Origin of the sequence: Pseudomonas frederiksbergensis (assembly GCF_017114915.1) — a bacterium.
In the GTDB taxonomy this organism is placed as follows: Bacteria; Pseudomonadota; Gammaproteobacteria; order Pseudomonadales; family Pseudomonadaceae; genus Aquipseudomonas; species Aquipseudomonas frederiksbergensis_I.
This window is the reverse complement of the sequence record NZ_JAAUOE010000067.1, coordinates 1-12855: the sequence shown is the minus strand read 5'-3', so window position 1 is coordinate 12855 and position 12855 is coordinate 1. Positions and strand designations below refer to the sequence as shown.

Here is a 12855-nt window from a genome sequence, read left to right as displayed (position 1 = left end):
CAGCGACGTCCGGAGAGTATCCCGTCGAAGAAAAACGCAACAAGGCAGCAAAGTGCCCAAACGCGAGATTCGGAGTTTGCCTACAACGTCTGCAGGCGTCATCCGATATTGCGACACCTTGAGTAAACGAAACTCAACATGGCGAGAGAATCTGGATATACAGCGCGACGAAAATCCCCTGTGGGAGCTTCGGTGTTTGCTGGAATGAAAAAGCCCCCGCAACCATAAGGCAGCGGGGGCTTTTTTGTCGGCGAGACTCAGCTCACTCTTGAGCCGCCGTCTCTTTCGCTTGACGCTTCTCGATCACATCCACCAACCGCTTGGCCAACGCCGGGTAGTTCTCGTCAAAGTGATGGCCGCCAGGCAGTTTCATCGCTTCGCCCACGGCGGTTTTGTCGGTGCAGCCGCTTTCGTCGACTTCTTCTTCACCGTAGATGCACACCACTTTCGCGGCTGGCAGCTTGGCCATTTCCGGGCCGGTGGCGGCTTCTTTGCCGGCGTTGCCGAGCCAGCCTTCGACTTCGATCTCGAAGCTGCCGGTGCGGGCGAAGGCCAGCAGGATGATTGCGTCGACCCGCTGCTGTTCCGCTTCCGGCAGACGGTTGTAGATGGCCGGCAGTACGTCGGCGCCGAAGGAGTAGCCGGTCAGGATGAAGCGCTTGGTGCCCCATTTCTGCCGGTAGTGCTGCATCAGCTCGGTCAGGTCCAGGGCGCTTTGTTCCGGGCTCTTGTGCTGCCAGTAGTAGCGCAGGGTGTCGATGCCGACCACCGGGTAGCCGATCTTGGCCATCTCGCCGGCCACATCGCGGTCCAGGTCGCGCCAGCCGCCGTCGCCGGAGAGGAACAGGGTGACGGTGTCCCTGGCCTGGCCGGCCGGCACTTCCACCACCGGGATCTGCAGGCCGCCGGCGGCTTTATCTCCACCGACGAGGATTTTGCGCAGTTCGTTGTTCAGCACTTGCGGCAGGTTGATGTCGTAGTCGCTGATGCTGGTTTCGGCGTTGGGCTGGTCGCGCACGAAGCCGGCGCTGGTGTCGTCCGGGTTGTCGTTCCAGGCCACCAGCCAACGGCCGTGGGCAGCGCTTTTTGGCAGCAGGTGAGTGCAGCCGGGTTTTTCCAGGGCCAGGTCAACGGAAATGGCCTGGGCCTTGTCGTCCTTCTGCTCGGCCAGCCAGCGCCACGCCAGCACCGCGCCAGGGCCGATGCCGCTGACCAGGGTGGCCGGGCCTTTGAGCTCTCTGAGGCCTGCTTGCAGGGCGCGACCTTGCTGGATGCAGTCCTTGGGCAGGATCACCTGGACGATCTGCGCCGAGCCGCTGCGGCTCAGGGTCATCAATTGCTTGTCGCTGAGTTTCTGGTCGTCATTGACCGCCACCAGCACCTGGGCGCGTGGCGTGGTGCCGGGGATGACGCGGGTCATCGCGGCGCCGTCGGCCGGTGTCAGCCGTTCGAGGGTCGGTTCTGGCGCCGGGCGTTTGAGGTACCAGTAACCGCCACCGACCATCAGGGCCAGCACTACCAGTGTGGCCAGCACATACCGCAGGGAGCGTTGAATCATCAGCGTTTCACCAATCCAGTCAAGCCACCCGCAATCAGGGCGGCGGTGTCGGCCAGGGCCACCAGCGGATCGAGTCCGGCGGGCACGGCCATATAACGGGGTTCCCAGTCGGGCTGGAACTTGTCTTTGAAGCGGCGCAAACCTTGGAAGTTGTACAGCTGCTCACCACGGCGGAATACCATCGAGCCCAGGCGCTGGGTCAGTGGTGCGCCGCGCCGGGGTTGCAACCCCGACAACGGCACCATGCCCAGGCTGAAACGCGCGTATCCATGATTTTTATAATGTTGAATCAGGCCGACCATCATGAATTCCATGGTCAGCTTCGGGGCGTCGGGGTGTGCGCGCATCAGGTCGAGGCTGGCCAGTTCATGGCCGTAGGTCTCGAGCAGGTTGGCGAACGCCACCGGGCGCCCTTCGAAACGAATCACCGCGACCCGGAAGTGCTTGAGGTAGTCATCACTGAAACGCCCGAGCGAGAAGCCTTTCTCGCGCACATTCTTGCCGGTCAGCCAGGCATCGGAAATCACCTTGAGCTCGTCCATCGGTGCTTGCCCCGGCTCATGGATTTCCAGCGACAGGCCGTCACGGGTGCCACGGTTCCAGGTGTAGCGCAGGTCCTTCATCTCTTTGCCCTTGGCCTCGAGATCGAAACGCTTGAGGTCGACCCGGGCTTCTTCGCCGAGCTTGATCGCGGTCAGGCCGATGTCCATGTAGTACGGCAGGTTCTCGGCACGTACTTGATAAAACACAGGGCGGGCGTGGTGGATGTCGCACAGATCGCGGAACTGCCAGATCATTTCCGCCCGTTGCTGGGGCGGGCCAATCGGGTCATACAACGCCACCAGGCTGCGGCCACGGCGGGCGTACATCAGAAACGCCTCGTCATTGGGGTGAAACAGCAGCGCCTTGTCACCGGTCAGGGCCAGGCCGCCATCCGGTTGGGACGAGGCCATGAGGATCTTTACCGCGCGCTCCAGTTCATCGGCGGTTGGCAAGTGGATCACCGGGCGCGCAGTACGCAGCAGCCAGGTCAGGGACACCACCACCAGCAGCACCGCGGCACCCAGCAGCGAGCGCAAGCCTCGCGGGGCGTCGGCGTCGAGGGTGAACTGCCACCAGAGTTGATGGCTGTACGGAACGTCCTGATAGGCGAACAGCAGCAACCAGATCGAAGCGCCGAGGACGCAGAGACTGGCCACCAGATACAGCGGCGAAAACGGCACTTCGGTCAGGCGACTGGGGCGGTAGAACGAGCGCCGGAAAACCCCCAGCAAACTCGCTGTCAGGGTCATCAGGCTGGCTTCTTCCCAGTCGAACCCTTTGAGCAGAGAGAGCAGGGCGCCGACCAGCAACAGAATAGTGGTCAGCATCCACGCGGCCGACAGGCGGCGACGCAAGCCTTGAGCCAGCAGCAGGCAAAGAACGCCCACTAGGCTGGCGCCCAAGTGTGAGGCGTCGACCAGTCGATGGGGGATCAGAAAACCGATGTGTTCAAGGCGGGTATCGATCTCCGGCGTCACGCCCGAAAACAGCAGCACCACGCCGGACAGGAACACCAGCACCGCCAGAATCGGCGCGGCCATACCGGAGGCGGCGCGTAGCGTCTGGCGTGTTTGAAACAGGCGTTGGCCTTCGTTGATCAGCAGCAGTACGCACGCCACCAGCAACGGCAGTATCACGTAGATCAGGCGGTAGAGCAGCAGGGCGGCGGCCAGTGGCGCGGCGCCGAGCTTGTCGGCGAAGGCGGCGAGCAAAATCGCTTCGAACACCCCGACACCACCCGGTACATGGCTGAGCACGCCAGCGGCCAGGGCTAACAGATAAACCAGCAGGAACGCACCGAAGGGCGGCGCTTCCGGCAGCAACAGATAAAGCACCGTCGCGGCAGCGGCCACGTCCAGGGCGGTGATGACCAGTTGCAGGAAGGTCAGGCGGCGGCCCGGTAAGCGCAAGGTACGGCGGCCGACCTTGACCAGCAGGTTATCCGGGTAAGGCTGTTCGGGCAGGCGACGGCGATAGATGCCGATGGCCAGTACCGTGGAGAGCAGCAGCACGGCGACCGCAATCGCCCCCAGCAACGTCTCGGAGAAACCCAGGGCCAGGGAGGCGGCAGGCAGGTTGCTGAGCGTGGCAAGGGCGGCTAATGGAGGTAGGGCGCAGCCGAGCGAGAGGCTGGCAAACAACGTCATGTGCGCGACTTCCGAGGCCCCCACACCATGACGTGCATATAACCGGTAGCGAACCGAGCCCCCGGACAGCAGCGACAGACCGATGGCATTGCCGATGGCGAAGGCGGTGAAGCCGCCCAGTGCCACGACTCGCGGTGCCAGCGTCACGCCGGCATAACGGCTGGCCGACCATTCGTAACCCAGCAGAATGATGAAGCCGACGACGGTCGCGGCGAACGCACCCAGCAAGGCCGGTTTCGGTACGTCCAGAATCGAGTCGTGCAGTGCGTACAGATCGAGTTCGCTCAGCAGGCGACGGCAAGCAATCAGCGCGATGGCGAACAACAGCAAAGTGACCGCCAGACCGATGGGGTGACGGTATTTGCTGATTCGATCCAGCAAGCGCAGGCGCTCGGCCTTGATCGGTTGTGTCGCTGTGACAGTGTCTTGTGGATCAGACGAGTTGGCGCGCATCAATCACCTCTTGGATTGTGCGCGACAGGATGGGGGTATCCAGCCAAGTTACCAATCCCTGCAGAAAAAAATAATCACAAATATTAACGCGTCTCACCGGGTATCGGCGATGGCGCATCACCCGTCGTAGAGGAGGCCGGTCTGCGGTTCGGTCAAGCAGCCTTGATGATCCTGAACGGCTCTCTACACAGTGGCAGATCATTGTTGCGAAAGGACTTTTTCAACAGATNGCGTCTCACCGGGTATCGGCGATGGCGCATCACCCGTCGTAGAGGAGGCCGGTCTGCGGTTCGGTCAAGCAGCCTTGATGATCCTGAACGGCTCTCTACACAGTGGCAGATCATTGTTGCGAAAGGACTTTTTCAACAGATACAAAAAAGGCCACTCTTTCGAGTAGCCTTTTTTGATGTTTGGTTGCGGGAGCCGGATTTGAACCGACGACCTTCGGGTTATGAGCCCGACGAGCTACCAGACTGCTCCATCCCGCGTCTGTGTGGCGGCATTCTACAGGCGAACGCCGCAGTGTCAACCGTTAATCCAAGTATGGATCAAATAAGCGAGAATCAGCGGCGAACGGTCGCAGGGGAGCGCTAAGTTTCGGAATCAGAACGATTTCTGGTTTTTGCGTCACGAGGCGTAAAGCCCGCCTTGGTACAAAACAGGCGCGCACAAAAAAGGCCACTCTTTCGAGTAGCCTTTTTCGATGTTTGGTTGCGGGAGCCGGATTTGAACCGACGACCTTCGGGTTATGAGCCCGACGAGCTACCAGACTGCTCCATCCCGCGTCTGTGTGGCGGCATTCTACAGGCGAACGCCGCAGTGTCAACCGTTAATCCAAGTATGGATCAAATAAGCGAGAATCAGCGGCGAACGGTCGCAGGGGAGCGCTAAGTTTCGGAATCAGAACGATTTCTGGTTTTTGCGTCACGAGGCGTAAAGCCCGCCTTGGTACAAAACAGGCGCGCNTCTACACAGTGGCAGATCATTGTTGCGAAAGGACTTTTTCAACAGATACAAAAAAGGCCACTCTTTCGAGTAGCCTTTTTCGATGTTTGGTTGCGGGAGCCGGATTTGAACCGACGACCTTCGGGTTATGAGCCCGACGAGCTACCAGACTGCTCCATCCCGCGTCTGTGTGGCGGCATTCTACAGAGGATCGCCGGGCTGTCAACCTTCGATTTCGATAAAACCTGTTCCTGTTCAATCGCTTAGGCGAAAAAAAGGAAGGTAGATCGGTCTGAAACGCAAGCAGGGCAAGGCTTTGGGCTCTATCGAGAGGGGGCTTTCGATTGAGGAAATAAATTCCTGCTGCACTTTTCCTACCGTTCGAAAAGAAGATTCAGACTACTGGTGCTATATACAGGTGTCAGTGAGATACTGCCGGTACGACACGCCAATACTTCATTTCTTCGCCATGAACACCGCTTTTATATGACGCAGCGAAAAATCATCCACGTCGATTGTGACTGCTTCTACGCCGCCATCGAGATGCGTGACGACCCGCGCCTGGCCGGTAAGCCTTTGGCGGTGGGCGGCTCGGCGGATCGGCGTGGGGTGATTGCCACCTGTAACTATGAGGCGCGGGCCTATGGCGTGCGCTCGGCCATGTCTTCCGGGCATGCCTTGAAACTGTGCCCGGACCTGACCATCGTCAAGCCGCGCATGGAGGCCTACAGAGAAGCGTCGAAGGAAATTCATACGATCTTTCGCGATTACACCGACCTGATCGAGCCGCTGTCCCTGGACGAGGCTTACCTCGATGTGTCGGACAGCGCGCATTTTGGCGGCAGCGCCACGCGAATTGCCCAGGACATTCGTCGCCGGGTGTCCAACCAGTTGCACATCACCGTGTCGGCCGGTGTGGCGCCAAACAAGTTTCTCGCCAAGATCGCCAGTGACTGGAAGAAGCCCAATGGACTGTTCGTGATTACTCCGGATCAGGTGGAAGACTTTGTTAGCGGTTTGCCGGTGAGCAAGCTACACGGCGTCGGCAAAGTGACCGCCGACAAGCTGGGCAAGCTCGGCATCGTCGATTGCTCTCAATTGCGCGAGTGGAACAAGTTGGCGCTGGTACGCGAATTCGGCAGCTTCGGCGAGCGACTCTGGAGCCTGGCCCGCGGGATCGATGAGCGGTTGGTGCACAACGACAGTCGCCGGCAGTCGATCAGCGTCGAAAATACCTACGATGTGGACTTGCCGGATCTGGTGAGTTGTCTGGATAAATTGCCTGAACTGCTGGAGTCCCTCAATGGCCGCATGGCCCGGATCGACAGCAGCTATCGACCGGGAAAGCCGTTCGTCAAAGTGAAATTCCATGATTTTACCCAGACCACGTTGGAGCAGGCCGGGGCAGGGCGGGATCTGGGGAGTTATCAGTTGCTGCTGACCCAGGCTTTCAATCGCGGCGGCAAACCGGTGCGGTTGTTGGGGGTTGGGGTAAGGCTGGAGGATTTGCGGGGCGGGTTTGAGCAGTTGGAGTTGTTTGAGCGGTAGGGGGCAGGGTTTTGATGCAATGGGTGAATGTAACGCCGCCTTCGCGGGCAAGCCTCGCTCCTACAGGTTTTGCGTGACCTCTGTAGGAGCGAGGCTTGCCCGCGAAGCTTTCAGGCTTTAATTCGGCCCCGGATCCGCCACCAGTCGCCCGGCATCCTTGGTCAGTGACTTGAGGAATTCGGTCTGCAACTCGGGATCGTTGCGGGTCAGTTCGATCAGGCTCTGTTCCAGCTCGCTGGCTTCTTCCTCCAGGCCCAGTTCCGACAGACGTTTGACCCGGTGCACCCACTGGCTCACTTCATCGTCTTCGAGGTCGTCGTAAATCAGCCCGTGGGCTTCAAGCAGCTTGCCGCGCAAGTTGTTGCTGATCGCCAGGGACGAGTCTGTGTGCACATCGTCCTTGTTGTCTTCGACGCTGATCTGCAGCTTGCCCAGATGATTGAGGTCATGTTCGGCGAACGGGCTGTCCAGCAGGTTCAGGCGCAACACGCCGTTGCGGTCGGTGCTCAGCTCGAACGTGTTCTTGCCGGCCTTGACCTGAACCGGACGCTCGCTCCATGGCAGGCTCGAATATTCCGTGCGCTTGTCGCGCTGGACTTCGTCGATGCCCGCCAGGTTCTGCTGCGCACGACCGTGAGATTGCACGTTCATGAACGGATTGAGCCCGGCGAAACCGTAGCTGAGCCAGTCTTTCGTCACGCTGTCCGGCAGATTGCCGAGGGCGAATACGTTGGCCACGTTCGCGCCGACACCGGCCACCACGGCCACCGCGCCCAGCGGGATCTCGTAGACCTCCCGCCAGGGTTGGTAAGGCGTGTAGCGATCATAGTGGCGCGTGACTTCGAACTCGGTGACTTCGAAGGTCTTCTGCTCGTGAATTTTCACCCGACGTTGCGGCAGCTCAAGCACCTTGGGCTCGCCGACATCGATCTGCAGGCTGTGATCGAGCAGTTTTCGCTCGACCCGTTCCTCGTGCTCGCTGCGTTGTGACATCTGATTGGCACAGCCGCTGACCAGCAGGGCGCCGCACAGGGCGGCACCACCGAGGCCTAAGGTGTTTCGCTTGAACATGACGTCTCTATCTGGTGTCAGCGGCGGATACGGGCCTGGAGGAAGGACAGCACGTCAGCGACCGGCAGCGCTTGCGCCTCGGCCTCGGTGCGGCTCTTGTATTCCAGATTGCCGTCGGCGAGGCCGCGGTCGCTGACCACGATCCGGTGTGGAATGCCGATCAGCTCCATGTCCGCGAACTTGATGCCCGGGCTGGTTTTCTTGTCGCGGTCGTCCAGCAGCACGTCGAAGCCGGCAGCAGTCAGTTCTGCATAGAGCTTGTCCGTGGCTTCGCGAACCTGTTCGGTTTCGTAGCGCAGCGGTACCAGAGCAATCTGGAACGGGGCCAGAGCGTCGCTCCAGATAATCCCGTTCTCGTCGTTGTTCTGTTCGATGGCGGCGGCCACCACGCGAGAGACGCCAATGCCGTAGCAGCCCATTTCCAGGGTGACCGGTTTGCCGTTCTCGCCCAGCACTTCGCACTTCATCGCTTTGCTGTACTTGTTGCCCAGCTGGAAGATGTGCCCGACTTCGATGCCGCGCTTGATTTCCAGGGTGCCTTTGCCGTCAGGGCTAGGGTCGCCGGAAACGACGTTGCGCAGGTCGGCGACGGTTGGAACCGGCAGATCGCGCTCCCAGTTCACGCCGAAGTAGTGCTTGTCGTCGATGTTGGCACCGATGCCGAAGTCGCTCATCAGCTCGACGGAACGGTCGATGATGATCGGCAGCGGCAGGTTCAGCGGGCCGAGGGAACCGGCGCCAGCACCAATGGCATCGCGCAGTTCTGCTTCGGAAGCCATGACCAGCGGGCTGGCAACGCCAGGCTGGTTGGCAGCCTTGATTTCGTTCAGTTCGTGGTCGCCACGGATGATCAGGGCAATCAGCTTGCCTTTCTCTTCAGCGTGCACCACCAGGGTCTTGATGGTTTTTTCGATCGGCAGGTTGAAGCCTTCGACCAGTTGCGCAATGGTCTTGGCATTCGGCGTGTCGACCAGGCGCAGTTCTTCAGTCGGAGCAGCGCGCGAGGTTTCCCGTGGCACGGCTTCGGCTTTCTCGATGTTCGCGGCGTAGTCGGAGCCGTTGCTGAAGACGATATCGTCTTCACCGGACTCGGCCAGCACGTGGAACTCGTGGGAGCCGGCACCGCCGATCGAGCCGTTGTCGGCTTCAACCGGACGGAATTTCAGGCCCAGGCGGCTGAACACGTTGCAGTACGCCTGGTGCATGCGGTCGTAGGTGACCTGCAGCGATGCCTGATCGGCGTGGAACGAGTAGGCGTCCTTCATGATGAATTCGCGGCCGCGCATCAAACCGAAGCGTGGGCGGATTTCGTCACGGAATTTGGTCTGGATCTGATACAGGTTGATCGGCAGCTGCTTGTAGCTGCTCAACTCGTTGCGCATCAGGTCGGTGATGACTTCTTCGTGGGTCGGGCCGGCGCAGAAGTCGCGACCGTGGCGATCCTTGAAGCGCAGCAATTCAGGGCCGTATTCTTCCCAGCGACCCGATTCCTGCCACAGCTCAGCCGGTTGAGTGCTCGGCATCAACACTTCCAGAGAACCGGCGGCGTTCATTTCTTCACGCACGATGGCTTCGACCTTGCGCATCACTCGCAAGCCCATCGGCAGCCAGGTGTACAGGCCCGAGGCGAGTTTGCGGATCATGCCGGCGCGCAGCATCAGCTGATGGCTGATGACGACCGCATCGGAAGGCGTTTCTTTCTGTGTGGCGAGCAAAAATTGACTGGTGCGCATGGTTGGCCGTTGTCGGTTGCTGATAACGAGAAGTGATGGGGCATTGTACGGGCGAGATCTGCTGGCGTACAGGCGTGCGGCTGGCTGTGTGGCGGGAGGGCGAGAATCTGCCCGCCCTCTGTAAAATTTCCTGCGAATGTTTCCTACGATTCTTCCGCGACCGGCGTCTGAGCCGGTTCTGGCGTCGGTGTCGGGCCTGCGCGGCGATTCTCCTGGTACCAGTGCAAGGCGATCAACAACAGGGTCGGAACGCCCAGCAGGGCGGTGATCAGGAAGAAATGGTGATAACCGAATTTCTCCACCATGACCCCTGAATAGCCGCCGATCAGGCGGGGCAGCAAGAGCATGATCGAGCTGAGCAGGGCGTACTGGGTGGCGGAGAACTTGAGGTTGGTCAGGCTCGACAGGTAAGCGACGAACGCCGAAGTCGCCAGGCCCGAGCTGAAGTTATCCAGCGAAATGGTGACAATCAGCATCTGCAGATTGGCGCCCATGTCGGTGAGCATCAGGAACAGCAGGTTGGTGGCGGCCGATGAAACGCCGCCGATGAACAGGATCGGCAGAATACCGAAGCGCACGATCAACAGGCCGCCCATGCCGGCGCCGACCAGCGTCATGATCAAGCCGAAAATCTTGCTAACGCTGGCAATCTGATCCTTGGTGAACCCCTGGTCGATGTAGAACACGTTGGCCATCACGCCCATGACCGTATCGGACATCCGATAGGTGGCGATCAGCCCGAGCAGCAGCAGGGCTTGCCAGCGGTAACGCACAATGAAGTCATTGACCGGCGTCAGCACCGGTGCCAGGCCACGGCGGCCCATGGCCGACAAGCACAGGGCGGTCAGCGTGATATAGAGAATCGCCCGCAGGAAGGCACGGTCTTCGAGCAGCAGGTCGAGCACGCTGACGCCTTCGAACAGCACGCTGGCGAAGTCAGTGTTGTAGAGCTGGGTGAACATGGCGGGTACAGACACCAGCAGCACGATCAGCACGAACACCGACACCAGTTGGTGCATAAAGCTGTAGCGTCCGGCCTGCAATTGGGTGCGCAGCGGCACCGGCGGTTCGCGCATGAACACGCTGGTCAGCAGTGCCGGGACCATCAAGACGCCGAACAGCACGTAGGTGCCGGTCCACGCCGCATGTTTGTAGTTGAAGCCGGTGGAGCCGAAGCCTTCGGCGAAGAACAGCGCGCCGGCCGTCGCCAGCAGGGCGGCGACCCGATAACCGGCCATATAGCTGGCCGCCAGTGCCGCCTGGCGGGTTTCTTCGACGATTTCCAGGCGATAGGCATCGACGGCGATGTCTTGCGTCGCCGAAGCGAACGCGACCACTACGGCGATAGCGATCAGCCAGGACAGGTGCTTTTGCGGGTCGCAGAAACCCATGCCGATCAGGCCGAGGATCACCAGCGCCTGGGACAGCACCAGCCAGGAGCGTCGTCGGCCGAGCTTGCCGAGCAGCGGCAGGCGCCATTGGTCGAGCAACGGGGACCAGACCCATTTAAAGGCGTACGCCAGGCCGATCAGGCTTGCATAGCCGATGGTTTCGCGGGCAACGCCGGCTTCGCGCAGCCAGACTGAAAGCGTCGAAAACACCAGCATGTAGGGCAGGCCGGCGGCGAAACCAAGCAGTAACAGCACGAGCGTCGAGGGGCTGGCATAGGCGGCGAGCGCGGCGCGCCAGGTTTTACGGGGCATGGGCTGGAGTCTGCCTCAAGAATTACGGAAACAAAGCGCGCACTCTAACCGCTGTGCTCTACCGGGCGCCAGCCATGGCGCTGAATATCAACACGATTGTTCAGGATACTGATGCCTTCCATGCGCAATCGGGCCCTTTGTTCGTCCCCTGAAGGACTGCCCGCGGGCAGGCTGATCCGACCACCGGCACCCAGCACGCGGTGCCAGGGCAATTTAGTGTCGCCCGGCAGTTGGCTCAGTGTTCGCCCGACCCAGCGGGCGGCGCGACCCAGTCCCGCCAGCTCGGCGAGTTGGCCATAACTCACGACTTTGCCTTCGGGCACTTGTGCCAAAGTCAGGTAGAGCGCCGTGCGTCGGATTTGCGCCGCGCTTTCGGTTTCAGCGGTTGAGTCGGTCACATCCAAAGGCTTCCTGAAAAAATGCGTATTGACCGTCTGTAGAGTAAATCCTGAATTGTCTGTTGAGAAATGAACTCAATAGAAAGGGTTGGGTCAGTCCTTGCTCGGGCCTTATTCCTACGGATAATGCCGACTTTTTTTCGCAAAGTTGAGCTTTCGATTCGCTTATGTTGTCCAGAACCTTGCTGTGCCTCGCTGTCGTCAGTGCTTCCACTCCCTTGCTCGCCGATACGGTCTGGTTGAAGAATGGCGATCGCCTGAGCGGCAAGATCACGCTCTTCGATGGCGGCAAGCTGTTGATCCAGACGCAATATGCCGGGGCGGTTCCGATTGACTGGAAAGAGGTCAAAACCCTGGAAAGCGATCAGCAATTGCTGGTCAAGCAGGATGCCTACACCGGCGAAAAGGCCAAGTCGCTGCACGCGGCAGAGGACGGCAAGGTGACCTTGGCCAACGGCGATGGCCCCAAGACCGTGGAGTTGGCCAGTATTCAGCAAATGCTCAAGCCCAAGCCGGTGGTCGAGGATTTGGTGCTTAAAGGTAATGTCGACATGGCGCTGGATTATCAGCGAGCCGAAAAAGATACCGACGATTATGACGTCGATTTCAAAACCAGCGCGCGTCATGGTCGGTGGCGTCATACGGCGGAAGGTGAGTACAACCGCGAGTTCCAGGATGACGTGGTCACCACTGACAACTGGCGTGCCGAGTATTCTCTCGACCGCTTCCTCACCGAAAAGTGGTTCTGGCAAGGGCGTTTGAATTACAAGCGTGACAAGGTCGAAGAGCTTTCCCGTCAGCGCACAGTGGGTACCGGCCCCGGTTATCAATTCTGGGATAACGAATTGGGCGCCTTCTCCCTGGGCTCGCTCCTCAACCGCACGGACTTTGAATTTTCCGACGGCGGGAAGAAAAACTTCTATTCCCTGGCCATGAAGTGGGATTACAACCGCTACCTGATTGGCAAGAAGGTCGAGTTCTTCACCAATGGTGAGGTCGGCAAGCCCCTGTCGGGCGTGGCAGAGTACGCGCTCGATGCCGAGGCCGGCCTGCGCTACAAAGTCACCGATTGGGCGTCGCTGAACCTGAAGGCCGAAAGAGACATTATCAGCGGCAGTGACAATGCGGATTTGAGCAAGACCCGATATACCGCAGGGTTTGGTGTGGCTTGGTAACGCGCTGAAAAATCAAAGGATCGGCGGTTGAACACGGTCTTGTAGGAGCTGGCTTGTTGTAGGAGCTGGCTTGCCAGCGAAA

At 60.0% G+C, this 12855-nt stretch carries 8 protein-coding genes and 3 tRNA genes; 2 read left to right on the top strand and 9 right to left on the bottom strand.

The window, feature by feature from the left end; translation table 11 throughout:
* Positions 1-262: 262 nt before the first annotated feature.
* The 5 genes from HCU66_RS26000 to HCU66_RS25980 form a co-directional block, all read right to left on the bottom strand.
* Positions 263-1558, bottom strand: coding sequence for a virulence factor family protein (locus tag HCU66_RS26000; protein WP_205891243.1), 1296 nt, complete (start codon positions 1556-1558; stop codon positions 263-265).
* Positions 1558-4200, bottom strand: a complete 2643-nt coding sequence (mprF, locus tag HCU66_RS25995) for a bifunctional lysylphosphatidylglycerol flippase/synthetase MprF (protein WP_205891242.1) — start codon at positions 4198-4200, stop codon at positions 1558-1560. Before mprF ends, HCU66_RS26000 begins: the two co-directional genes overlap by 1 nt.
* Positions 4201-4611: 411 nt before the next feature.
* A tRNA-Met gene (locus HCU66_RS25990) sits at positions 4612-4688 on the bottom strand.
* Positions 4689-4908: 220 nt separating this feature from the next.
* Positions 4909-4985, bottom strand: a tRNA-Met gene (locus tag HCU66_RS25985).
* A gap of 268 nt (positions 4986-5253) precedes the next feature.
* A tRNA-Met gene (locus tag HCU66_RS25980) sits at positions 5254-5330 on the bottom strand.
* A 301-nt stretch (positions 5331-5631) separates the two neighbouring features.
* On the opposite strand from HCU66_RS25980, the gene dinB reads away from it, so the two are divergent.
* A complete protein-coding gene (gene dinB / locus HCU66_RS25975; RefSeq protein WP_205891241.1) occupies positions 5632-6693 on the top strand; it encodes a DNA polymerase IV in 1062 nt (353 codons plus the stop codon).
* 117 nt (positions 6694-6810) lie between these two features.
* Here the strand turns inward: dinB and HCU66_RS25970 are convergent, their stop codons facing one another.
* From HCU66_RS25970 to HCU66_RS25955, 4 genes are all read right to left on the bottom strand, one after another.
* Positions 6811-7764 (bottom strand): hypothetical protein, encoded by a 954-nt coding sequence (locus HCU66_RS25970; RefSeq protein ID WP_205891240.1) that lies wholly within the window; start codon positions 7762-7764, stop codon positions 6811-6813.
* A 17-nt stretch (positions 7765-7781) separates the two neighbouring features.
* Entirely contained in the window at positions 7782-9497 is a 1716-nt protein-coding gene (locus HCU66_RS25965) for a proline--tRNA ligase (RefSeq protein WP_205891239.1), read from the bottom strand.
* Between the two features lie 143 nt (positions 9498-9640).
* Complete coding sequence (locus tag HCU66_RS25960) at positions 9641-11200, bottom strand: AmpG family muropeptide MFS transporter (RefSeq protein WP_205891238.1); 1560 nt, start codon at positions 11198-11200, stop codon at positions 9641-9643.
* 44 nt (positions 11201-11244) lie between these two features.
* A complete protein-coding gene (locus HCU66_RS25955; RefSeq protein ID WP_019580968.1) occupies positions 11245-11598 on the bottom strand; it encodes an MGMT family protein in 354 nt (117 codons plus the stop codon).
* 167 nt (positions 11599-11765) lie between these two features.
* On the opposite strand from HCU66_RS25955, the gene HCU66_RS25950 reads away from it, so the two are divergent.
* Positions 11766-12773, top strand: a complete 1008-nt coding sequence (locus HCU66_RS25950) for a DUF481 domain-containing protein (RefSeq protein ID WP_205891237.1) — start codon at positions 11766-11768, stop codon at positions 12771-12773.
* Positions 12774-12855: the final 82 nt, after the last annotated feature.

Coding starts and splice junctions, on each gene's coding strand:
- HCU66_RS26000 (WP_205891243.1), bottom strand. CDS start 1,558: ATGATTCAACGCTCCCTGCGGTATGTGCTGGCCACACTGGTAGTGCTG.
- mprF (WP_205891242.1), bottom strand. CDS start 4,200: ATGCGCGCCAACTCGTCTGATCCACAAGACACTGTCACAGCGACACAA.
- dinB (WP_205891241.1), top strand. CDS start 5,632: ATGACGCAGCGAAAAATCATCCACGTCGATTGTGACTGCTTCTACGCC.
- HCU66_RS25970 (WP_205891240.1), bottom strand. CDS start 7,764: ATGTTCAAGCGAAACACCTTAGGCCTCGGTGGTGCCGCCCTGTGCGGC.
- HCU66_RS25965 (WP_205891239.1), bottom strand. CDS start 9,497: ATGCGCACCAGTCAATTTTTGCTCGCCACACAGAAAGAAACGCCTTCC.
- HCU66_RS25960 (WP_205891238.1), bottom strand. CDS start 11,200: ATGCCCCGTAAAACCTGGCGCGCCGCGCTCGCCGCCTATGCCAGCCCC.
- HCU66_RS25950 (WP_205891237.1), top strand. CDS start 11,766: ATGTTGTCCAGAACCTTGCTGTGCCTCGCTGTCGTCAGTGCTTCCACT.